Below are 22,923 nucleotides of genomic sequence, written 5' to 3'. Positions count from 1 at the left end.
AATTTGCGGCCGGGATCTTAACCATGTTGCCAAGTGCGGGCCTTGTCCGTGTTCCGGGAAGCGGCTATGTTCAAGCACATACTTAAATTCATAGTGTTGAACCCCGTGGCCCGAGAGCAGCTTTTCCAATGAGAACAACGAACGGCGCAGGCGCGGCCGCGCTCATGCTTCTCGGCATCGCTCTGCTGCGGCCGGGAACCGCCCCGAACGCGCAGGAACTGACGGGCCGCGCAGCACTTTTCCAGGATCAGACGCCGATCGAGATGATGGCGTCGAACTACCAGACCTTCGAGACCGGCTACACCCAGCCGAAGGGCTCGGTCTTGCTTCAGTTCGGATCCCACCAGAGCCTCGAAGGTGCAGCCACAGGCACCGAAATCTACGAGGGACGCGCCGACTGGGCGATCACCGATCGCATTCAGATCGGCGCTTTCGGCTCGGTCTTCGATGACCCGCTGCTTTGCGATGCGCCGGGCTGCAGCTCGAACCTGACCATGCTTGGCGGCGGCGTCACCGGCAAATACCGGATGTTCGAAACGCCGTTCACCTCGATCTCGCTTGCGGGTTCCGTCGAGGGGCTCTATCTCGCCGGCGATCTCTACGGCAATGACGATGACGCGACGATCGATGTCGTCGGTTCGGTGCAGGCCCCGCTCAGCTACAGCCTGGATGATTCGATCCGCCTGCATCTCGTTCCCGGCGTCTCGTTCCTGCCGGACCAGGTCAACGGATACGACTATTTCGGCACGATACCCTGGCTCGGCGCCGGCATCACCATTATTCCCTTCACCGGGCTGCAAGGCTATGCGACCGTGACCATGCCGTTCGCACAGAACGGCAACGTCATCGCCAATACCGGCGAATTCAAGAATGTCCCGGTCTGGACGGCGGGCGTGCGCGTCGGCATCACGCCGAAGAGCGCCGTCGATATCTTCGCCACCAATTCGTTCGGCGCAACGCCGGCGACCGGCGTTCTGGCTCTCTCTTCAGACCGCTCCGATATCGCTTTCGGCGTACGCTTCGACTACACCCCCTTCGTCGGCACCGCCCGCCGCGACGTCTATTTCGACAGCTACCGCGCCTCTCAGCTGATACCGGTGACGCGCCGCGCCGAACAGCTTCAGACCGACGGCTTCACCCTGACATCGGCCGCGACCTATTCGCCGAAGACCTTCGTGGTCGAGGGCAGCGCGATGACCGGCGGCACGGAACGGGCGCGGTTCTCCTATGCGCCCGACCAGGATATCCAGTTCGACGCGATCTTCTCCAAATATGGGACCGGCGGTTCGGCTGGTAATGCGCCGGATCCGTGGGACGGCGAATGGGCCTATATGTTCGGCGGAAAGCTGCGTCTTCTCGACCAGAATTATGGTGACATCGTTTCGGTTTCGGGCCAGGTGCTTGCCGGGCGCGATTTCGAAAAGCCGACCACTGGCGTGCTCTATGCGTCACTTCCGATCAGCTATTCGCTCAGCGAGCCGCTGACCCTCACGCTCGATCCACGCATGGCCTTCTATCATGACGAACGGGTCAAGGGCATCGGCTTCGGCGTCAACGCTCGGGCCGCTCGCGATCTCGAGCTGATCGGCGAATATACCTATGTGCTGGATGACAGCGATGCTGTCTGGGCGGCGGGCGCGCGCTATTCGCCCGAGGGCACGCCGCTCAGCTTCGATGCCTTCGCCACCAATGCCACAGGCATGACCGGTGTCGGGACGTTGATGGCGCAGGATGATGCGCGCTTCGGCGTCAGCGCCCGCCTGCGTTTCTGACCTTACCTTTTTCTGAGCTGCTGTCCGTTTGCCGCTGCGAGGCGCGCTGATGCGTGTCTCGCTTGTCGTTGCAGACGCCGAAGGTGTGCACGCCATTTCGATGACACTTCCGAGAATGCTGAGACCACGGACCGGCGACTGGCACCAGTATGTGCGCCCGCCTGACGACATAATCGATTAAGCATATAAATATATCTTTATATCATATTGACAGTTTCACCAGCCTGCGCGACAGTGACCAAGCTCTGGGTCGCTGCCCGGCTTGCCGTGTCAGCGCTAAGAGGGAATCCGGTGCACCGTCTTTTTGCGGCAAGTCCGGAGCTGCCCCCGCAACTGTCGGCGGTGAGCGCCTTTTCCACGACGTCACTGGTGAAAACCGGGAAGACGGAAAAGGGGCTTTGACCCGCAAGCCAGGAGACCTGCCCGAGCAAAGCGTGTCCTCGAAGGCCGGCCGCAAGCCACCTCGGGACCATAGACCACGGGCGGGGTGTCCCGGTGGGTCGGCGCCAGCCGTTCGGACTTCGTCCGCGCGGGTTTCAAGCGCGCCTTCCGCCAACCCATGCCCCCATGAAACGCAAAGAGGCGGTCACCGGCCGCCAATGGGGTATGATATGTCAAACGCAAGACCTGCCGTCGCGAGCCTCGGCTTTCCGCGCATCGGCGCCAGGCGCGAACTGAAATTCGCGCTCGAATCGCATTGGGCCGGAAAGTCCGGCGCCGCGGAACTCAACGACACCGCCGAGCATCTGCGTCGCAAGAACTGGCTTTTGCAGAAGGAAAAGGGGATCGACATCATCCCCTCCAACGACTTTTCGCTGTACGACCATGTTCTCGATACGGCCGTGATGGTCGGCGCCATTCCGGCCGAATATGGCTGGACGGACGGCGACGTCTCGCTTGCGACCTATTTCGCCATGGCCCGCGGCAGCCAGACCGCAGACTGCGGCCATCCGGGCCACCAGCATCATGGCGGCGATGTCCGCGCGCTGGAGATGACCAAGTGGTTCGACACCAATTACCACTACATCGTCCCTGAGGTTGGCGCAGACCAGACCTTCACGCTGACCGGCACCAAACCGCTCGACCACTATCTGGAAGCAAAGGCGCTGGGCATCGAGACCCGTCCCGTCATCCTCGGTCCGGTCACCTTCCTGAAGCTCGCCAAGGCGCGCGGCGGCGATTTCGAACCGCTGTCGCTGCTCCCCCGCCTGCTGCCGGTCTATGCCGAGCTGCTTTCGAAACTGAAGCAGGCCGGCGCCGAATGGGTGCAGATCGACGAGCCGGCGCTGGTGCTCGATCTGTCCGGCAGTGAACGGCAGGCTTTCGCAGAAGCCTACGAGGTTCTGGCACCTGTCGCCCCGAAGCTGATGCTTGCCACCTATTTTGGCGGTCTCGGCGATAACCTCGACACCGCGCTTGCGCTTCCCGTCGCGGGCTTCCACGCCGATCTGGTGCGCGCCCCCGAAGCACTGGACGCCATTCTGTCCGCGGCCCCGGCGGCGCTGGTGCTCTCGCTCGGCGTTCTCGACGGCCGCAACATCTGGCGTGCCGACCTGACGCGAATTGCCGGAAGACTTGCGCCGGTCATCGCTGCCCGCGGCGCCGACAAGATCCAGATCGCGCCGTCCTGCTCGCTGCTGCATGTGCCGATCGATGTCGAGCTCGAGACCGGGCTCGACGAGGAGCTGAAGAGCTGGCTTTCCTTCGCCACCCAGAAGCTCGGCGAGCTTTCGGCCCTGTCGGGCTCGCCCGATGGCGAAGCCTTCGCCGCCACCGACGCCGCCATCGCCTCGCGCGCCGCATCCGCCCGGGTTCACAACGCCGCAGTCTCGGCACGGCTTGCCGCCGTGACCGAGGCCGATCGCAGCCGCAAGAGCGATTTTGCCGAACGCATCGCGCTCCAGCGCGACCGCCTCGGCCTGCCGCTTTATCCGACGACCACCATCGGCTCCTTCCCGCAGACGGCCGATGTCCGCAAGAACCGCGCCGCCTTCAATCGCGGCGATCTCTCGGCGGGCGACTATGACAGCTTCCTTCAGGGCGAGACGGAAAACGCCATCCGCCTGCAGGAGGAGATCGGTCTCGACGTGCTGGTCCACGGCGAATTCGAGCGCAACGACATGGTGCAGTATTTCGGCGAGCAGCTTTCCGGCTTCGCCTTCACAAGGCACGGCTGGGTGCAGAGCTACGGCTCGCGTTATGTCCGCCCGCCGATCATTTTCGGCGATGTCGAACGCCGGGCGCCGATGACGGTGAAATGGTGGCAGTTCGCCCAGTCGAAGACCGAAAAGCCGGTGAAGGGCATGCTGACCGGCCCGGTCACCATCCTCAACTGGTCGTTCGTGCGCGATGACACTACCCGCGCCGAGACCTGCGCTCAGATCGCGCTCGCCATTCGTGACGAAGTGATCGATCTCGAAAAGGCGGGTGCCGCGATCATCCAGATCGACGAGGCGGCCCTGCGCGAAGGACTGCCGTTGCGGCAGGCTGAATGGAAGACCTATCTCGGCTGGGCGGTTGATGCCTTCCGGCTGACGGCCTCCGGTGTCGCCGACGAAACCCAGATCCACACCCATATGTGCTATTCGGAGTTCAATGACATCATCGAGGCCATTGCCGCAATGGATGCCGACGTCATTTCCATCGAGACCTCGCGCTCGAAGATGGAGCTGCTCGACGCTTTCACCGCCTTCGATTATCCGAACGAGATCGGCCCCGGCGTCTATGACATCCATTCGCCGCGCATTCCGGCAAGCGGCGAGATGACCGAACTGCTGGGCCTTGCCGCCGACCGCCTCGACAAGGGCAAGCTCTGGGTCAACCCGGATTGCGGCCTGAAGACGCGTGGCTGGGCGGAGGTAAAGCCGGCCCTCGTGCACATGGTTGAAGCCGCAAGAGCGATGCGCGGCTGACGTCACCCCTCCGGCCGGCACCCGTGTCAGGCCGGAGGGACCCAGGCGCCTTCGGAGGAGACGGTTTCGCAAAAGGCGGCCGCACTCTTGCGCGCCTGATCGGCGACATTGCGCAGGATATTCTGGCCGACGGTCGTCTGGTAACTCGCCACGATCGGCATCGGCGGAAAGGGTTTTGCGACGCTGACCCGGCAGAGCAGCCGGTTTTGCAGCTCACGCGCGATCGCGACCGAGGGAATGGCCGCGACGCCGAAGCCGCCGATCAGCAGGTTGATCATCGCGAACAGCGAATTGGAGCTGGTGAGCTTGGAGGCCAGCACCCGTTCGTCCTGGAAATAGGGCGCGACATAGGCGTAGGGCGGCGTGCCCTTCGGAAAGGTGATAATCGGCATCTGCGACAGTTCGTCGACGCCGTAGACCTGCTGCTCGTTGATGACGGCGGGCGCCGCGGCCCAGACCATTTCATAGTAGCAGATGATGAAGGAGCGGAAATTGTCGCCGATCGCCGGCTCGATGCCGAAGATGAGATCGAACTCGCCATGGGCGAGGCCGGCGACCAGATCCCGCGTACCTTCGATGGTGAGCTCGACGCGCAGGTTCGGCATGACATGGCTGAGCGCCTCGATGAAGTCGGGCATCCAGGTGGCGACGACCGAATCGATGGCACCGATGCGCACCACATAGGCCGCATCGCTTCCGCCCTCCTTAAGTTCCGATTTCAGCATACGAAGCTGCTCCAGCACGTCCTGGAACACCCGAAGCGCCTCCTCGCCGGCCGGCGTCAGACGGAAATCGCGGTCGCCGCGTTCGATCAGCCGGCAGCCATATTCGCGCTCGAGAATGGCGAGCCGCGAGGAAATGGCCGGCTGTGTGGTGTTCAGCTCCCGCGCCGTCCGCCCGAAATGCCGGTTGCGGGCAAGCGAGACGAAGGTCGCCATGTCGATGATGCGCATGGGTTCTGTCTAGCAGCCGCGGCGGCCGCAGACAATCAGGATGAAGCAGCGGACATCAGCCCGTATCCATCGCCAGCCGCACCCGATCGGCGGCGAAGCGGGTGACGGCATACTGCACCGGCACGCCATCGAGATCGGTGTTGAGCGACTGCGCGACCAGCACGATGGCGCCGGCCGAGAGCCCGAGTGCAAGGCAATCGTCGGGACTTGCATGACTGGCCGTCACCTCGGTTTCGCGGCGGACATAATCGGCCAGTCCGAGACGGCGGAAGGCGCGGGTGATCGACCCCTCCTCGCGATAGGCATCGGCGATGCCGGCAAAGCGCCCGGCCGGAAACCAGCTTGTTGCCCGCGACAGCGCAATGCCATCGGCGCGGCGCAGCGTCTCCAGCCTGATCACCGGAGCACCGGCCTCAAGCGAAAGCCTCCGGGCGAGTGCGGCATCGGCCATCTCTTGATCCGCTCCCAGAAGCGCACCATCGAACACGCGGGCCTGTTCGCTCAACCCCTCGGAGAAGCGGGTTCGCCGGGAGATCGGAAAGACGTAGCTGTCCTGGCGGATGATGAAGGTGCCGCGGCCGCGCTCCGAGCGCAGCACGCCTTCGCGCGACAGGGCGGAAACGGCGGCACGCACGGTATGGCGATTGACGCCGAAACGTTCGGCGAGCAGCGTTTCCGGCGGGATCGTGCCGCTATATTCCCCGCTTGCAATCGACTGGCGGATGCTGTCGGCGATCTGGCGCCACAGCGCCACGCCATTGACGCGCTCCAGCGCCGCCATCTCCTGCCTCGTCATAATTCTGTCCGCCCCTTCATTGTGTTGTCACACGCGCCGCGTATACGATAGCCATTATGTATAGTTGTCTATATTATTAGACATTAGCGAGTTTGACAATGATCGCAAGGCGGAAAACCAAAGAGACCGAGCGCCCCGGCGCAAGGAGCAAGATGAGCCCGGAACAGGCCGCCCGCGCGGAGGCTGCCGGCCTTCTTGCCCGCGCGAAGACGGACGAGTTGAAGGACGCACTCGCCGCGCTCGCAGCCGAGGAGAGCGTGACCGCACTGAAGGGCCCTGAAACCGGGCTGGTGATGCTGCGCGGCCGCATCGGTGGCGGTGGCGCCGCATTCAATCTCGGCGAGGCAACGATGAGCCGCGCAAGCGTGCGGCTCTCCGACGGGCTTGTCGGCCACGGCCAGTGCCTCGGCACCGATCGCGACAAGGCGCAACTGATCGCCATCCTCGACGCGCTTTTCCAGCGCCCGGGCCTTGCCGGGCCCATCGAAACGCAACTGCTCACCCCCGTCAGAAAACGGGTCGCAGCGGAAGCCGAAACACGCGCGGAAGAAACCGCAGCCACCCGCGTCGACTTCTTCACCATGGTGCGGGGAGACAATTGATGCCCGAAACAGACAATCGCGCCGCCATTCTCCACGGCGGCTTCGAAAATCCCGTCTTCAATGCCCAGAGCGTCTTCTCCGCCGTGATGAATGCCATGGCCGAACCGGGCACGATCCACAGGCTCGACGCGTCCGCCCAGGCACCCGAGCCGATCGGTCCGGCGATGAGCGCCGTGCTGCTGGCGCTGCTCGATGCCGATACGCCGTTCTGGCTGACGGCGTCGCTGGCAGAAAGCGCGCTTGCGAGCTGGCTCTCCTTCCATTGCGGCGCGCAGGAGACGGATGAAAAGGCCGAGGCCGCCTTCGCCGTGATCGAGAACGGCGCGACCATGCCCGCCTTCGAACTGTTTTCGACCGGCACGCAGGAATATCCGGATCGTTCGACGACGCTGATCGTGGAGCTGCCATCGCTGACAGGGGGCGAACCGCTGGTGCTCACCGGCCCCGGCGTCAAGGGCAGTCGCGAGATTGCGCCTGCCGGCCTGCCACCGCACTTCATTGCTCGCTGGGCCGGCAACCGCGCATCCTTTCCGCGCGGCATCGACATCGTCTTCACCTGCGGGACGGAGCTTCTTTGCCTGCCGCGCTCAACCACCGTGATGAAGAAGGGGGCCTGACGCGATGTATGTAGCCGTCAAGGGCGGCGAGGCCGCCATCGAGAACGCCCACCGGCTTCTCGCCGACCGGCGCCGCGGCGACCGGAACCTGCCCGCCATCACGCTCGACCAGATCGTCGCCCAGATGGCGCTCGCCGTCGACCGGGTGATGGCGGAGGCCTCGCTTTACGACACCGAGCTTGCGGCGCTCTCGCTGAAACAGGCGCGCGGCGATGTCATCGAGGCCGTCTTCCTGCTCAGGGCCTACCGCACCACGCTGCCGCGCTTCGGTTCGTCGCTGCCGCTCGACACCGGCAAGATGCGGATCGAACGCCGCGTCTCGGCGACCTACAAGGACCTGCCCGGCGGCCAGCTTCTCGGCCCCACCTTCGACTATACCCACCGCCTGCTCGATCCGGCGCTTGCGACCGACGAGCCGGTCGACGAGCCCATCCGTCGCGAAGGCGGAGGCGAAAAGGCGATGCGGGTCGCCGACATTCTCGCCGGCGAGGGCCTGATCGAGGAAGACGGCAGCCTGCCCGAAGACCACCGCGCCGGCGACCTCACCCGCGAACCGCTCGACTTTCCCTTGTCGCGAGACCTCCGCCTTCAGGCACTTGCCCGCGGCGACGAGGGCTTTCTGCTGGCGCTCGCCTATTCCACCCAGCGCGGCTATGGCCGCAGCCATCCGTTTGCCGGTGAAATCCGCATCGGCATGGCGGAGGTCGAAATCGACGTGCCGGAAATGGGCTTTGCGGTTTCGCTCGGCGAGGTTCGCCTCACCGAATGCCAGATGGTCAACCAGTTCAAGGGCTCGGCCAAGGCGCCGCCGCAGTTCACCCGCGGCTATGGCCTCGTCTTCGGCCAGTCGGAACGCAAAGCCATGGCGATGTCGCTGGTCGATCGCTCTCTGAGGGCCGGCGAACTCGGCGAGGACGTCAATCACCCGGCGCAGGACGAGGAATTCGTGATTTCCCATTGCGACAACGTGCAGGCGACCGGCTTCGTCGAGCATTTGAAACTGCCGCACTACGTCGATTTCCAGGCCGAACTCGACCTCGTGCGCCGCATGCGCCGCGCCTTCGAGCGCCGCGAGGAACGGGAGGCCGCAGAATGACCCAAGCCAGGAATCTCGCCACCTACAATTTCGCCTATCTCGACGAGCAGACCAAGCGGATGATCCGCCGCGCCATCCTGAAGGCGATCGCCATCCCCGGCTATCAGGTGCCGTTCGCCTCGCGCGAAATGCCGATGCCCTATGGCTGGGGTACGGGCGGTGTGCAGGTCACGGCCGCGATCATCGGTCCCGAAGACCGCCTCAAGGTCATCGACCAGGGCGCCGACGACACCACCAATGCGGTGTCGATCCGCAAATTCTTCCAGACGGTCGCGGGCGTCCAGACGACAACGCATACGGCCGACGCCACCATCATCCAGACCCGCCACCGCATTCCCGAGGCGCCGCTGAGGCCCGGTCAGGTGATCGTCTTCCAGGTGCCGATCCCCGAGCCTCTGCGCTTCCTCGAGCCGCGCGAGACCGAGACCCGCAAGATGCACGCGCTCGAGGAATATGGGCTGATGCATGTGAAGCTCTACGAGGATATCGCCCACAACGGCCATATCGCCACGACCTATGCCTATCCGGTCAAGGTTGACGGACGCTACGTCATGGATCCCTCTCCGACGCCCAAGTTCGACAATCCGAAAATGCATCGCTCCGAGGCGCTGCAGCTTTTCGGCGCCGGCCGCGAGAAGCGCATCTACGCCATCCCGCCGCACACCGACGTCGTCAGCCTCGACTTCGAGGACCATCCCTTCGAAATCCAGCACTTCGAAAAGCCTTGCGCGCTGTGCGGCGCGGAAGGCGTCTATCTCGACGAAGTCGTGCTCGACGACAGGGGCGGGCGCATGTTCGTTTGCTCCGACACCGACCACTGCGAAACCCGCCGTGCGGATGGCCACACCGGCGAGCAGGATGGGCTGTTTGCGGAGGAGGTGCGGTGATGTTTTTCCGCCTTGAAAGCGCTGCTTTTGCGAAAGGTTGCCACCAATCGATCTCCCCCCTTGAGGGGGGGATGTCGCGAGAGCGACAGAGAGGGGTAAAGGGCGCAAGCCCTATAGGCCACAAGCTCCGAATTCGCAGAGAGGGTTCACCCCCCTCTGCCCCTGTCGGGGCATCTCCCCCTCAAGGGGGGAGATTGATTGCCGATAAGTCCTCAATAGATCGCCGGGGAGCTTCCGCATGAGCGTCGACAACGACCAGCCGCTTCTCAAGGTCAGCGGCGTCTCGAAATTCTACGGTCGCCGCCCCGGTTGCCTGGACGTGTCCTTCTCCGTCTATCCGGGCGAGGTTCTGGCGATCGTCGGCGAATCGGGCTCGGGCAAGACGACGCTGCTGAACTGCATCTCGACACGGCTGGCGCCGACCACCGGCACCGTAGAATACCGCATGCGCGACGGCAGGCGCGGCGATCTCTACCGGATGTCGGAGGCCGAGCGCCGGGTGCTGATGCGCACCGACTGGGGCTTCGTTCACCAGAACCCGGCTGATGGCCTGCGGATGACGGTTTCGGCCGGCGCCAATGTCGGCGAGCGGCTGATGGCGATTGGCGAGCGCCACTATGGCAATATCCGCGAGACGGCCGCCGGCTGGCTGGAACGTGTCGAAATTCCGGATGACCGGATCGACGACCAGCCGCGCGCCTTTTCCGGCGGCATGCGCCAGCGGCTGCAGATCGCCCGCAACCTCGTCACCAGCCCGCGCCTCGTCTTCATGGACGAGCCGACCGGGGGGCTCGACGTCTCGGTGCAGGCCCGCCTGCTCGATCTGGTGCGCGGCCTCGTCAATGACCTCGGGCTTGCGGCCATCGTCGTCACCCATGACCTCGCCGTCGCCCGTCTGCTGTCGCACCGGATGATGGTGATGAAGGAGGGGCGCGTCATCGAGCAGGGCCTCACCGACCGGGTGCTCGACGATCCGCGCGAACCCTACACCCAGCTTCTCGTTTCCTCGATCCTGCAGGTCTGACCGCCATGGCTACCCCGCTCGTCGTCTCCGAACTCACAAAATCTTTCACCATGCACCTGCGCGGAGGACTGAAGCTGCCGGTCATCGACAATGCCTCGTTTGCGGTGAGGAGCGGCACCTGCGCCGTGCTCGGCGGGCCCTCCGGCGTCGGCAAGAGCTCGATTTTGAAGATGATCTACGGCAATTACGGCGTCGATGCCGGCCAGATCCTGATCGAGCATCATGGCGAGATCGTTGACCTCGCCAGTGCCGATCCCCGGCTGGTGCTCGCCGTCAGGCGCGACACGCTCGGCTATGTCAGCCAATTCCTGCGCGCCGTGCCGCGCGTCTCCGCCATCGATGTCGCCGCCGAACCGCTGCTCTCGCGCGGCGAAAGCCAGAAGGCGGCGCAAGGCAAGGCACGGGAACTGCTCGCCCGGCTGAACCTGCCGGAGGCGCTCTGGGAGCTGCCGCCCGCGACCTTTTCCGGCGGCGAGCAGCAGCGCGTCAACATCGCCCGCGGCTTCATCACCGATCATCCCTTCCTGCTGCTCGACGAGCCAACGGCTTCGCTCGATGCGGAAAACCGCAAGGTCGTGGTCGCGATGATCGAGGAGAAGAAGAAGGCCGGCATCGGCCTGCTCGGCATTTTCCACGATGAGGAGGTGCGTAACGCGATCGCCGATCATATCATCGACGTTTCCGCGTTCTCACCGCGAAGGACCGCCGCATGACAAAGCTTTCCGAAACGCCGCTGATCCACGAAACCGCCTCCGTCACCGACTCGACGCTCGGCCGCTATACCGAAGTCTCCGAGCGTTGCCGGATCGCCGAGACGGTGATGGGCGACTACTCCTACATCATGCAGGATGGCGCCGTCTGGTGCGCCGAGATCGGCAAGTTCGCCAATATCGCGGCTTCCGTTCGCATCAATGCCACCAACCATCCGGTCGAGCGGGCGACGCTGCACCACTTCACCTATCGCTCCGCCGACTACTGGCCGGATGGCGAGCACGATGCCGACTTCTTCGCCCGCCGCCGCGACCGCAAAGTGGTGATCGGCCACGACACCTGGATCGGCCATGGCGTCACCATCCTGCCGGGCGTCACGGTCGGCAATGGCGCCGTCGTCGGCGCCGGCGCTGTCGTGTCGAAGGACGTCGCCCCCTATACCATCGTCGGCGGCGTGCCGGCGAAAACGATCCGCCGCCGCTTTCCCGAAGAGATCGGCCTCCGCATGGATGCGCTTTCCTGGTGGGACTGGGAGCACACGCGGCTGCGCGACGCCCTTGCCGATTTCCGCTCCCTGTCTGCCGAGGAATTCCTTCTTCGCCACGAGAACTGAGCGCCGGCTCGGGCCATCCACCACCATGTCTGTTTTGTCAGAAATCTGAAACAAAACTGACATTCCACCGTCAAGCAGCACCTCTATTCATCTTGTCAGAGCAAGTCGGTCGCCCGACCGGCTTCGGCCGGCGCGGCCGCTGAAAAGCACCGTCGATGATCTGAAAGAGAGTGCATGAAGTTTGAACTGCAGAATGTGACGCGGCGTTTCGGCAGAAATGTTGCCGTCGACACCGTGAACATCGCGATCCCGCAGGGCCAGATGGTCGGCGTCATCGGCCGCTCGGGTGCTGGCAAGTCGACCATGCTGCGGATGATCAACCGGCTGATCGACCCTTCCGAGGGCGCGATCCTGTTCGGTGACACCGATGTCTCGAAGCTCAAGGGCAAGGCGCTGCGCGACTGGCAGCGTGACTGCGCAATGATCTTCCAGCAGTTCAATCTCGTGCCCCGCCTCGACGTGCTGACCAATGTGCTTCTCGGCCGGCTCAATCACCGTTCCACCGTCAAGAGCCTGATGAATGTCTTCACCCGCGAGGAACGCATCATGGCGATCGCCGCACTCGAGCGCCTCGGCATCGAGCAGACGGCGCTGCAGAAGGCCGGCACGCTTTCAGGTGGCCAGCAGCAGCGCGTGGCCATCGCCCGCGCCCTGATGCAGGACCCGAAGATGGTGCTCGCCGACGAGCCAATCGCCTCGCTCGACCCGCTGAATGCCAAGGTGGTGATGGACGCGCTGCGCGACATCAACGAGCGCGAGGGCATCACCGTCATCACCAACCTGCACACCCTCGATACCGCGCGGACCTATTGCGAGCGCATCATCGGCATGGCCCACGGCCGCGTCGTGTTCGACGGCAATCCGCGCGAACTGACGGCCGCGGCCGTCCAGGAAATCTACGGCTCGGACAAGGATGGTGCCGGCATCGACGAAACGATGACGTCGACCAGCATCAACACCGGGAAGCTCGCCGGCAACCCCGGCAGAAAGCCAGCCGGCATCGCTCCGCTGGTAGAGGCCGAAGCGGCGACGCCCTGAGGTCTCAAAGATCGCCCGCCCGCGTCAAAGGCAGCGTTTATCCCCCTCCGGCGCGGCCGGACACCTAGGAGAGAGAAAGTCATGTTCAAGAAAACCCTTCTGGCCACGGCGGCCTTTGCCGCTCTCGCCACCTCGGCCTACGCCCAGGATATGAATGAATTCCGCATCGGTATCCTCGGCGGCGAAAACGAAGCCGACCGCCTGCGCAACTTCCAGTGCCTGGTCGACAAGCTGCCGGACGTTCTCGGCGTCGAGAAGGTCTCGCTGTTCCCGGCCGCCGATTATGACGGCGTCATCCAGGGCCTGCTCGGCGGCACGCTCGATTACGCCGAACTCGGCGCTTCCGGCTACGCCAAGGCCTACCTTGCCGATCCGAACGCCGTCGAGCCGATCCTGACGACGGTCCAGACCGACGGCTCGATGGGCTATCACTCCGTCATGGTCGCCCGCAAGGATTCGGGCATGACTTCGCTGGAAGACATGAAGGGCAAGAAGCTCGGCTTCGCCGATCCGGACTCCACCTCCGGCTTCCTGATCCCGACCGTGACGCTTCCGGAAGCGACCGGCGCCCCAGTTGACGAATTCTTCGGCGAAACCGGCTTCGGCGGCGGCCACGAGAATCTCGTTCTCGAAGTCGTCAAGGGCACGTTCGATGCCGGCACGACCTGGGCTTCGGGCGTTGGCGATTTCGAAGACGGCTACACCTCCGGCAACCTGCGCAAGATGGTCGACAAGGGCATCCTCAACATGGACGACCTCGTCGAGCTCTGGGAAAGCCCGCTGATCCCGAACGGCCCGATCGTTGTCCGCACCTCCATGAGCGACGACACCAAGGCGACGTTCAAGGAATTCATGATGAACCTGCCGGAAAGCGATCCGGAATGCTTCTCCGCCATCCAGGGCGGCGACTACACCGGCTTCGCCGAAGTCAATGTCGACTTCTACAAGCCGATCATCGACGCCCGCAAGGCCACCATCGGCGGCTGATTGCTGACATAGAACCGGTTCCGCACCGCCTTCCCCAGGGGAGGCGGTGCGGGCCTTTTCATCTATCGATATCCTGAACATGGCCGGCACAAACATGAATCAAGACCTGAGCGAGAGCGGCAGACGCGTCGAGGAACACTGGCGTCAGCTCGCCGCGCAAAAGCGGCTCTACACCTTCATGACGCTGGCCGTGCTCGCCGTCTGCCTTGCCGCCTCGCTCTGGTTCGCCAACGAGACCAATGCCGGCAAGTTCTTCGATCGCCTGCCGCATTTCTTCGACTTCGTCGGCGAACTGATCCCGCGCGATCCCTTCGAGATCTTTCGCGCGCTGTTTGATCGGCCGTCGCCCTATTACGACGGCTCGTTCCAGTATGATTACCCGGACGGGCGCTACTATCTCGGCGACACCGGCCTCTACATGCCGGAATATTTCTACGCGATGCTGCAGACGCTCAACATCGCGATCGCCTCGACCATCATCGGCTTCTTCTTCGCCTTCAGCCTCTGTTTCTTCGCCGCGAAGAACCTGACAAAGAATGTCTGGCTGCGCGGCACCGTGCGCCGCTTCATGGAAGTGCTGCGGGCCTTTCCGGAAATCGTGCTCGCCGGCTTCTTCCTCGCCATCCTGTCGATCGGCCCGATCCCGGCCATGATCGCCGTGACGATCCACACCATCGGCGCGCTCGGAAAGCTGTTCTTCGAAGTGGTCGAGAACGCCGACATGAGGGCGGATGAAGGTTTGAAAGCCGCCGGCGCCAACTGGATCGAGCGCGTCTGGTTCGCGATCGTCCCGCAGGTGCTGCCGAACTTCATGAGCTACTTCCTGCTCCGCCTCGAAATCAACGTGCGCGCCTCGACCATCATCGGCGCCGTCGGCGGCGGCGGCATCGGCGAACTGCTCAGGCTGTCGATCAGCCGCGGCCATGCCGCCAAGACGCTAGCGATCGTGCTGCTGCTGTTCTGCACCATCGTTGCCGTCGACCAGTTTTCCGCATGGCTGCGCCGCCGCCTCGTCGGCAGCGACGCCTTCCAGCCGGCGATGTGAGGGAGAAGACGATGACCGTGATCGACGCATCTGAAATGGATGCCATTGCCGCCCGCCACCCCGAACTCCTCCACGGTTCCGTGAAATCGCGGATCCGCTCTCTTGGCATCATCGCGGGCGCGGCCCTTTACCTTGCCTTCTGCTGGTGGTTCTTCTCCGTCGGCGCCGTGCTCGGCTCGGCCAACTGGGGGCTTGCCGGCAATTATCTGGCGGACTGGATCTCCTGGGAAGCGCGGCCGACGATCGAGATCGAGGCCGACGGCGCCATGTCGGTGGAGTATCCGCGGTTTTCCCCGCTCGGCGAGCATCCCGACCCCGACTGGGTGACCACCACCACCGCAACCATGACCCGCACGGTGGAGACCGAGGCTGCGGCCAATTCCGCCGAAAAACCGGCCGCGTCATCGATGTCGTTCATGTTCGTCGCCCCGGAAAACGCAGGCGCCCAGGGTGAGACCGCCGAAAGCGCCGCAGCGCAGACGAAATCCGTCACCGAAGAGGTCGTCACCTCCGCCGATATCGTCATGGGCAAGGGTCGCCTGGTCGCGATCCGCCCCGACGTCGTGACCGTCACCTATGGCGCCGACACGCTGAAGCTCGATCTCGCCCACGATCAGGGCGTCTATCCCGACGGCCCGCTGCCGGCCTGGGCCGAACAGGACCGACCCGGCGCCAAGGTCTATGCCTGGCTCGGCTTTGCCGGCTATGTCGAAATCCGCGACGACAAGGTAATCATCCACCGCCGCTTCCTAGGCTGGGAGAATTTCTTCTTCGACACCAACTCGGCCTATTTCGGCATGTCGTTTGGCCAGGTCGTCGACCATGTCTTCTCGGCCGACCGGCTCGAACCGTCGACCAGCAACTGGAAGCTTGCCGTCAACGACTTCCTCTACAATCCCTCCTGGCAGCATCTCGACGTCTGGACCAAGCTTCTCCAGACGATCGTCATGGCCTTCGTCGGTACGCTGTTTGCGAGCCTCGTCGCCTTTCCGCTTGCCTTCATCGCCGCGCGCAACATCATGCGCAACAGGCCGGTCAACCAGCTGACCAAGCGCTTCTTCGACTTTCTGCGCTCGGTCGACATGTTCATCTGGGCGCTGTTTTTCACCCGCGCCTTCGGCCCCGGGCCGCTGGCCGGCATCTCTGCAATCTTCTTCACCGACACCGGCACGCTCGGCAAACTCTATTCCGAGGCGCTGGAGAACATTGATGACAAGCAGCGCGAGGGCGTGAAATCGGTCGGCGCGCCGCCGATCGTCGTTCAACGCTTCGGCGTGCTGCCGCAGGTGCTGCCGGTGTTCTGCTCGCAGGCCCTCTATTTCTGGGAATCGAACACCCGTTCGGCCACCGTCATCGGTGCCGTCGGCGCCGGCGGTATCGGCCTCAAACTCTGGGAAGCGATGCGCACCAATTCCGATTGGGAAAATGTTGCCTATATGGTGGTGCTCATCCTCATTGTTGTCTTTGTCTTCGATAACATCTCGAATGCGCTCCGTTCGCGCCTGATGGGAACCCACAGGACGGACCGGCATTGAGTGGTGAGGGCATTGTGTCTCTTGGCGAATCCGCGCAGGATTCGTTCCCAAGAGCGCCATGCGCCCCTTCGCCGCGCCAGAATGCGATTTCGAGGACACCTGCTTTGCGATATGCGATCTACTTTACCCCGCCCGCCGACGATCCGCTGACAGAAGCCGCAAGCCGCTGGCTCGGCTATGACGCCTTCGAAGGCGCTGAACGCCCCTTCCCCGACACCGTCGGCCTGCCGCCGGGCCGGATGAGCACGGTGACCGCAGCCGCAGCGCGCTACGGCTTCCACGCCACGCTGAAGGCGCCGTTCCGGCTTGCCGAAAACATCACGCCGTCGGCCCTTGAAGCCGCCTTCGACGTCTACTGCCGCAACACCGCGACATTCAACATACCGAAGATCGTGCTCGGCCAGATCGGCAAGTTCTACGCCCTCGTTCCCGCCGAAAACTATGACACGCTGCAGGCCTTCGCCGCCGATGTCGTCGAGCATTTCGAGCCGATGCGCGCGCCCCTCCTCAATGACGAGATCGCCCGCCGCAAGCCGGAAACGCTCTCCGAAGTCCAGCGCGAGAACATGATGCGCTGGGGCTACCCTTACGTTTTCGACGAGTTCCGCTTCCACATGACACTGACCGGCCCCGTTGCCGGCACGGACGCCTCCGTCGTCGGCGGCGCGGTGGAGACCTACTTCGCTCCCTTTATCGACAAGCCGCTTGCCGTCACCGGTCTTGGCCTGTTTGTCGAGGAAAGCCGCGGCGCGCCGTTCACGATACGCCGCTGGCAACCGCTGACCGGGGGCCGCAATTGAAAGACAGAGAGCTATGACCGCAGAAACCATCTTCACCAATGCCCGCATCGTGCTGGAGGACGATATCCTCGAAGGCTCGGTGCTCATCCGCGACGGCAAGATTGCCGATATCTCCGAGGGCAGGATGTCGAAGGGCGAGAATTTCGAGGGCGACTTCCTGATCCCCGGCCTCATCGAGCTGCACACAGACCATCTCGAAAGCCACTATTCGCCGCGCCCCGGCGTGCGCTGGAACCAGATCGCAGCCGTGCAGGCGCACGACGCCCAGGTCGTCACCTCCGGCATCACCACCGTCTTCGACTGCCTGCGCATGGGGTCGGATGAGGATGGCGGCTTCCGGCACGGCGAGATGCGCGACATGGCCAATGCCATCCAGCAGGCCGAGCGCGAGGATCGGCTGCGGGCGCAGCACCTGATCCACCTTCGCTGCGAAGTCTCGGCCGCCGACGTCATCGACCATTTCACCGATTTCGAGGATGACCCGCATGTCAGGCTGGCATCGCTGATGGACCATGCGCCCGGCCAGCGCCAGTTCACCAATCTCGACCAGTACATCCTCTACTACAAGACCAAGCGCGGCCTTTCCGATGAAGCCTTCGATGCCTTCGTCAAGGGACGGCAGGCCTCCTCGGCGAAATACTCCGACAAGCATCGCAAGATGATCTCCGATCACTGCAAGGCACGCGGCATCACCATTGCCAGCCATGACGACGCCACCATCGCGCATGTCGACGAGGCGATAGAGCAAGGCGTTCGGGTCGCCGAGTTTCCGACCACCTTCGATGCCGCAAGCGCCTCGCACAAGGCCGGGCTTTCGGTCTTGATGGGCGCGCCGAATGTGGTGCGCGGCAAGTCCCACTCCGGCAACATCGCCGCCCGCGATCTGGCCAAGGCCGGGGTGCTGGATGTGCTGTCGTCGGACTACGTGCCGCTCAGCCTGATCTACGCCCCCTTTATTCTTGCCGATGAGGTTGAGGAGATCTCGCTGCCGAAGGCGCTGAAGATGGTCACCGCAACACCTGCGAAATCGGTGGGCCTTGATGATCGCGGCCGTATCGCAGAGGGGCTTCGCGCCGATCTCGTGCGTGTGCGCCGGCCGGAGGGCGTCCCCGTGACCCGTGCCGTCTGGCGCGCCGGGCAGCGGGTGGCCTGAAGCCATGGACGCAAAGCCGGCCGGCCGCATCATCGTCGTGGTCGGCCCGAGCGGGGCCGGCAAGGACAGCCTGATCAACCACGCAGCCGCCCTCTACCGGGATCATCCTTCGGTCCGTTTCGTCCGCCGGGTGATCACCCGCCCGGCCGATGGTGCGACCGAAGACCACGCGACGATGACGAAGGAAGCGTTCACGGCCGCTGCGATGGCCGGCGGCTTCGTCGTGTCATGGGAAGCGCACAGGCTGTTCTACGGCATTCCGGCCGAGACCCAGGCTTTCGTCAGGGCCGGCGGCATCGCCGTCTGCAACGGTTCGCGCTCGGCGCTGCCGCTGTTTTCCGCCGCTTTCGATCACCTCACCGTCGTCAACGTCACCGCGCGGCCGGAAATCCTTGCAGCGCGTCTCGAAGCGCGCGGCCGCGAGACCCGCGACGACATCCTGCGCCGCCTCGCCCGCTCCACCATGAACGTCGACGGCCCCTTCGATGTGATTACCATCGACAATTCCGGCGCGTTGGAAGAGGCGGGAGCACGGCTGGCGCAGGTGATCGGCGGATGCGTGAAGGGGTGAAACAGGCGCCTCTCGGCTGTCCTCAAGATCGCTTTTCTCGCGACGTCCTTACCGCATTGCCCCCAACCATCTCGCCCCAGAAGGGGGGGAGATGTCACGACAGCGACAGTGAGGGGGGAACGTATCCACACGAACGCTCTCACGAACGGACATGCTGCTTCACCCTCACTGCCCCTTTCGGGGCATCTCTCCCGCAAGCGGGAGAGAGTATATGGAGCGAGCGGCACACCGTGCAGCGGCAGCGCCTTCAGTGCCCCGTGGCACTCGAGAACAGGTTCATCACCAGGACGCCGCCGACGATCATGGCGATGCCGACCCAGGCGGCGAGGTCAAGGTTCTGCCGCAGCACGAGCGTGCTGACGGCCGCCGTCAGCACGATCCCAAGTCCGGCCCATATCGCATAGGCGACGCCCAGCGGAATGGTCTTCAGCGCCTGTGACAGGCAGAAGAAGGCGACGATATAGAACACCGCCACGCCGATGGTCGGCAGCAGCCGGGTGAAGCCGTAGGACTTCTGCAGCAGCGTCGAGCCGATCACCTCGCAGACGATCGCGATACCGAGGGCGCCATAGGCGGCGAGCGCAGGGTTCATTGCGGTTCCTCTTTCCGGAAACTCAGTGGGCTTCGTCCCAGTTCTGGGCGGCGCGGGCATCGACCTTGAGCGGTACGGCCATCGAAACGGCCGGCATTGCCGCGTTTTCCATGACATCGACGATCATGGCCTGCGCCTTCTCGGCAGCCGCGTCCTCGACCTCGAAGATTAGTTCGTCGTGGACCTGCAGCAGCATTTTCGTGCTGTCGCCAAGGCCTGCTGCGGCGAGTTCCGGCTCGATGCGGACCATGGCGCGGCGGATGATATCGGCCGCCGAGCCCTGGATCGGCGCATTGATCGCCGCACGCTCGTTGAAGCTCCGGACCTGATGGTTCGACGATTTGATTTCCGGATAGTGGATGCGCCGGCCGAAAATGGTTTCGACGTATCCCCTGTCGCGGGCCTCGGCCTTGGTCTTTTCCATGTAATCGCGGATGCCGGGAAAGCGCTCGAAATAGCGCTTGATGTAGTCGCCGGCTTCGGAACGCTCGATGGCGAGCTGGTTGGCAAGACCGAAGGCGGAGATACCGTAGATGATGCCGAAATTGATCGCCTTCGCGCGCCGGCGTACCTCGCCCGGCATGCCTTCCACCGGCACCCCGAACATTTCCGATGCCGTCATCGCGTGAATGTCGATGCCATCGGCAAAGGCCTGCTTGAGCTGGGCGATATCGGCGACATGGGCAAGCACGCGCAACTCGATCTGGCTGTAGTCGGCCGAGAGCAGCTTGTGGCCGGGCGTGGCGATGAAGGCCGTGCGGATCTTGCGGCCCTCCGCCGTCCTGACCGGAATGTTCTGCAGGTTGGGTTCCGACGAGGACAGCCGCCCGGTGGTGGTCGAGGCCAGCGAATAGGAGGTGTGGACCCGCCTCGTCTCGGGATGGATGTAGCCCGGCAGCGCGTCGGTATAGGTCGATTTCAGCTTGGTCATCTGCCGCCAGTCGACGATGCGGCTCGGCAGCGGCAGGCCTTCGGCGGCAAGATCGTCGAGCACCTGTACGGCCGTCGACCACTGTCCGCTCTTGGTCTTCTTGCCGCCGGGCAACCCCATCTTGCCGAACAGAATATCGCCAAGCTGCTTGGGCGAGCCGATGTTGAAGCGTTCGCCGGCAAGCTCGTAGATCTCGTCTTCGAGCGCCGCCGCCTTCTGCGCCAGTTCACCGGAAAGCCGCGACAGAATCTGTCGGTCGACGGAAATGCCGCGCTCTTCCATCGCGGCCAGCACCGGCAGCAGCGGCCGTTCCAGGCGCTCATAGACGCTTGTCACCTTTTCGGCGGCAAGCCGCGGCTTCAGCACCAGCCAGAGGCGGAGCGTCACATCGGCATCCTCGGCGGCATAGGCGGTCGCGCGGGCGATATCGACATGATCGAAGGTCACCATGTTGCGGCCGGAGCCGGCAACCTCCTTGTAGGGGATGGGCTGGTGGCCGAGCCATTTTTCCGAAAGCGCATCCATGCCGTGCCCGCCCATACCCGAATCGAGCACATAGGAAATCAGCATGGTGTCATCGAAATTCTTCACCGTGATGCCATGGCGACGCATCACCAGGTAGTCGTATTTGAGGTTCTGGGCGATCTTCTTGACCGCTTCGTCCTCGAGCAACCCCTTCAGCGCCGCAAGCGCGTCATCGAAGCGTATCTGCCCCTCGGCAAGGCCGCCGCCGAGGAGATCGTCGTGGCCGGACTTGTGGGTGAGCGGCACATAGGCCGCGCGGACTGGTTTGTCCTTGGCGTCCTCGTCGTAAAGCGCCAGCGAAAAGCCGACGAGTTCGGCCTGCATCGCATCGAGCGAGGTGGTCTCCGTGTCGAAGGCGACCAGGCCGCGCTCGCGCGCCGCCTCGATCCAGCCCTGAAGCGAGGTCAGGTCGCGGATGGTCTCGTAGCCGTCGCGATCGATCGGAAGCGCCGCAAAACGCGCCGCCCGCGCGGCGGCAAGGTCTGCAGGGCGCGTGCCCTGGCCGACATCGGCCGATCCCGCTTGCTTCGCCGCAGGTGCCGTGCCCGCACCCGGATCGAGATCCGGCCCGTGGGCGGAGGTGCCCCACTCGACATCGACGGGCGCGGCATCGATCGCCTGCGCCTCTGCCCCCGTCGCCTCGGCGACGCGCCGGGTCAGCGAATTGAACTCCATCGCCTTCAGGAAGGAAACGAGCTTCGGCCCGTCCTGCGGTTCCAGCGACAGCGCCTCGAGCGGCAGTTCCACCGGGCAATCCTGCTTCAGCGTCACCAGCTGCCTTGAAATCTGCACCAGTTCGCGGCTGGCGATGATGTTTTCGCGGCGCTTGTTCTGCTTGATGGTCTCGGCGTTGGCCAGAAGGTTGTCGAGATCGCCGAACTCCTCAAGCAGCGTCGCCGCCGTCTTCGGGCCGATGCCGGGCACGCCCGGAACGTTATCGACCGAATCACCGGTGAGCGCCTGCAGGTCGATCATCTTTTCCGGCGGAACGCCCCATTTCTCGATCACCTCCGGTACGCCGATCTGGCGATCCTTCATGCCGTCATACATATGCACGCGCGGGCCAACGAGCTGCATCAGGTCCTTGTCGGACGAGATGATGGTCGCATCGCCGCCGGCTTCGACCGCCAGGCGGGCATAGGTGGCGATGATGTCGTCGGCCTCATAACCCTCCATTTCGATGCAGGGCAGGTTGAAGGCGCGTGTCGCCTCGCGAATCAGCGAGAACTGCGGCACCAGATCTTCCGGCGGCGGCGGCCGGTGGGCCTTGTAGTCCGGGTAGATTTCCTTGCGGAAGGTCTGCGACGAAAAGTCGAAGATCACCGCCAGATGCGTCGGCGTGACGCCCACGGAGGTGTCGCGCGCCTGCGTCAGAAGCTTCCACAGCATGTTGCAAAAGCCCGAGACCGCGCCGACCGGCAGGCCATCGGATTTGCGGGTCAGCGGCGGCAGCGCGTGAAAGGCGCGGAAGATGAAGCCGGAGCCATCGATCAGGAAAAGGTGGTCGTCTTTTTTCATGGCGAATCCATACCGTGGACAGCCTGAAAGGTCCATCCGAAAGCCTCACCCGCAATCCCAGGATGCACGCCTGAAACTTGATGCACAGCAAAACGCGAAAAACAGCTGCACGATGCAGCAATATTACCGATTTGTAACGAAACGGCCGACCGTGTCCCTTGAATCGACACATTTCGAAGTACATTTAGAACTCAACGGCGCCTCAAAACGCCGGTGCCTGACAGAGGCTCGTCCCCCGCCTCTTC

20 protein-coding genes and 1 riboswitch are annotated in these 22,923 nt (G+C 63.9%); of the genes, 16 read left to right on the top strand and 4 right to left on the bottom strand.

The features are described from left to right. The first annotated feature begins 128 nt into the window (after window positions 1–128). The gene (locus TM49_RS06670; RefSeq protein ID WP_045680093.1) at window positions 129–1,772 is read left to right on the top strand and encodes a hypothetical protein; all 1,644 of its coding nucleotides are present in this window, start codon (window positions 129–131) and stop codon (window positions 1,770–1,772) included. Window positions 1,773–2,001: 229 nt separating this feature from the next. Continuing rightward, window positions 2,002–2,213, top strand: a riboswitch (cobalamin riboswitch). A gap of 170 nt (window positions 2,214–2,383) precedes the next feature. Continuing rightward, window positions 2,384–4,684, top strand: coding sequence for a 5-methyltetrahydropteroyltriglutamate--homocysteine S-methyltransferase (metE, locus tag TM49_RS06665; RefSeq protein WP_045680091.1), 2,301 nt, complete (start codon window positions 2,384–2,386; stop codon window positions 4,682–4,684). Between the two features lie 26 nt (window positions 4,685–4,710). Here metE and TM49_RS06660 read toward each other — a convergent pair whose 3' ends face one another. Together TM49_RS06660 and phnF are read right to left on the bottom strand one after the other, a co-directional pair. Further along, the gene (locus tag TM49_RS06660) at window positions 4,711–5,637 is read right to left on the bottom strand and encodes a LysR family transcriptional regulator (RefSeq protein WP_045680089.1); all 927 of its coding nucleotides are present in this window, start codon (window positions 5,635–5,637) and stop codon (window positions 4,711–4,713) included. A gap of 55 nt (window positions 5,638–5,692) precedes the next feature. After that, window positions 5,693–6,433, bottom strand: a complete 741-nt coding sequence (gene phnF, locus TM49_RS06655; protein ID WP_425283276.1) for a phosphonate metabolism transcriptional regulator PhnF — start codon at window positions 6,431–6,433, stop codon at window positions 5,693–5,695. Window positions 6,434–6,585: 152 nt separating this feature from the next. On the opposite strand from phnF, the gene phnG reads away from it, so the two are divergent. From phnG to phnN, 14 genes are all read left to right on the top strand, one after another. Continuing rightward, the gene (phnG, locus tag TM49_RS06650) at window positions 6,586–7,035 is read left to right on the top strand and encodes a phosphonate C-P lyase system protein PhnG (RefSeq protein WP_045684876.1); all 450 of its coding nucleotides are present in this window, start codon (window positions 6,586–6,588) and stop codon (window positions 7,033–7,035) included. Further along, on the top strand, window positions 7,035–7,652 hold the full coding sequence (gene phnH, locus TM49_RS06645) for a phosphonate C-P lyase system protein PhnH (RefSeq protein ID WP_045680086.1): 618 nt from the start codon (window positions 7,035–7,037) through the stop codon (window positions 7,650–7,652). Before phnG ends, phnH begins: the two co-directional genes overlap by 1 nt. A gap of 4 nt (window positions 7,653–7,656) precedes the next feature. Next, window positions 7,657–8,748 (top strand): carbon-phosphorus lyase complex subunit, encoded by a 1,092-nt coding sequence (locus TM49_RS06640; RefSeq protein WP_045680084.1) that lies wholly within the window; start codon window positions 7,657–7,659, stop codon window positions 8,746–8,748. Then, window positions 8,745–9,635: an alpha-D-ribose 1-methylphosphonate 5-phosphate C-P-lyase PhnJ gene (locus tag TM49_RS06635; RefSeq protein WP_045680082.1), complete on the top strand. Its 891-nt coding sequence runs from the start codon at window positions 8,745–8,747 to the stop codon at window positions 9,633–9,635. The genes TM49_RS06640 and TM49_RS06635 overlap by 4 nt, the downstream gene beginning before the upstream one ends. Window positions 9,636–9,873: 238 nt before the next feature. Next, window positions 9,874–10,659 carry a phosphonate C-P lyase system protein PhnK gene (gene phnK, locus TM49_RS06630; protein WP_045680081.1) on the top strand — a complete coding sequence of 262 codons (786 nt, stop codon included), beginning with the start codon at window positions 9,874–9,876 and terminating at the stop codon, window positions 10,657–10,659. Window positions 10,660–10,664: 5 nt separating this feature from the next. Then, window positions 10,665–11,372, top strand: a complete 708-nt coding sequence (gene phnL / locus TM49_RS06625) for a phosphonate C-P lyase system protein PhnL (protein WP_045680079.1) — start codon at window positions 10,665–10,667, stop codon at window positions 11,370–11,372. Continuing rightward, a complete protein-coding gene (locus TM49_RS06620; RefSeq protein WP_045680077.1) occupies window positions 11,369–11,983 on the top strand; it encodes a DapH/DapD/GlmU-related protein in 615 nt (204 codons plus the stop codon). The genes phnL and TM49_RS06620 overlap by 4 nt, the downstream gene beginning before the upstream one ends. Before the next feature lie 174 nt (window positions 11,984–12,157). Beyond that, on the top strand, window positions 12,158–13,021 hold the full coding sequence (gene phnC / locus TM49_RS06615) for a phosphonate ABC transporter ATP-binding protein (RefSeq protein ID WP_045680076.1): 864 nt from the start codon (window positions 12,158–12,160) through the stop codon (window positions 13,019–13,021). Between the two features lie 81 nt (window positions 13,022–13,102). Continuing rightward, window positions 13,103–14,008: a phosphonate ABC transporter substrate-binding protein gene (gene phnD, locus TM49_RS06610; protein WP_045680075.1), complete on the top strand. Its 906-nt coding sequence runs from the start codon at window positions 13,103–13,105 to the stop codon at window positions 14,006–14,008. A gap of 94 nt (window positions 14,009–14,102) precedes the next feature. Next, window positions 14,103–15,053 carry a phosphonate ABC transporter, permease protein PhnE gene (gene phnE / locus TM49_RS06605; protein ID WP_425283275.1) on the top strand — a complete coding sequence of 317 codons (951 nt, stop codon included), beginning with the start codon at window positions 14,103–14,105 and terminating at the stop codon, window positions 15,051–15,053. A gap of 11 nt (window positions 15,054–15,064) precedes the next feature. Next, window positions 15,065–16,588 (top strand): phosphonate ABC transporter, permease protein PhnE, encoded by a 1,524-nt coding sequence (phnE, locus tag TM49_RS06600; RefSeq protein WP_045684874.1) that lies wholly within the window; start codon window positions 15,065–15,067, stop codon window positions 16,586–16,588. Window positions 16,589–16,692: 104 nt separating this feature from the next. Next, window positions 16,693–17,388, top strand: coding sequence for a DUF1045 domain-containing protein (locus tag TM49_RS06595; RefSeq protein WP_045680071.1), 696 nt, complete (start codon window positions 16,693–16,695; stop codon window positions 17,386–17,388). Between the two features lie 13 nt (window positions 17,389–17,401). Next, window positions 17,402–18,541 (top strand): alpha-D-ribose 1-methylphosphonate 5-triphosphate diphosphatase, encoded by a 1,140-nt coding sequence (locus TM49_RS06590; protein WP_045680069.1) that lies wholly within the window; start codon window positions 17,402–17,404, stop codon window positions 18,539–18,541. Between the two features lie 4 nt (window positions 18,542–18,545). Then, a complete protein-coding gene (phnN, locus tag TM49_RS06585; protein WP_045680068.1) occupies window positions 18,546–19,112 on the top strand; it encodes a phosphonate metabolism protein/1,5-bisphosphokinase (PRPP-forming) PhnN in 567 nt (188 codons plus the stop codon). Between the two features lie 247 nt (window positions 19,113–19,359). Here phnN and TM49_RS06580 read toward each other — a convergent pair whose 3' ends face one another. Both TM49_RS06580 and polA read right to left on the bottom strand, forming a co-directional pair. Beyond that, window positions 19,360–19,704, bottom strand: a complete 345-nt coding sequence (locus tag TM49_RS06580; protein WP_045680067.1) for a DMT family transporter — start codon at window positions 19,702–19,704, stop codon at window positions 19,360–19,362. A 22-nt stretch (window positions 19,705–19,726) separates the two neighbouring features. Next, window positions 19,727–22,678 (bottom strand): DNA polymerase I, encoded by a 2,952-nt coding sequence (polA, locus tag TM49_RS06575; RefSeq protein ID WP_045680066.1) that lies wholly within the window; start codon window positions 22,676–22,678, stop codon window positions 19,727–19,729. Between the last annotated feature and the right edge of the window lie 245 nt (window positions 22,679–22,923).

Origin of the sequence: Martelella endophytica, from assembly GCF_000960975.1 — a bacterium.
Classification (GTDB): Bacteria; Pseudomonadota; Alphaproteobacteria; order Rhizobiales; family Rhizobiaceae; genus Martelella; species Martelella endophytica.
Note: the sequence above shows the minus strand (reverse complement) of the source record. Positions and strands in the feature narration are given on the sequence as shown.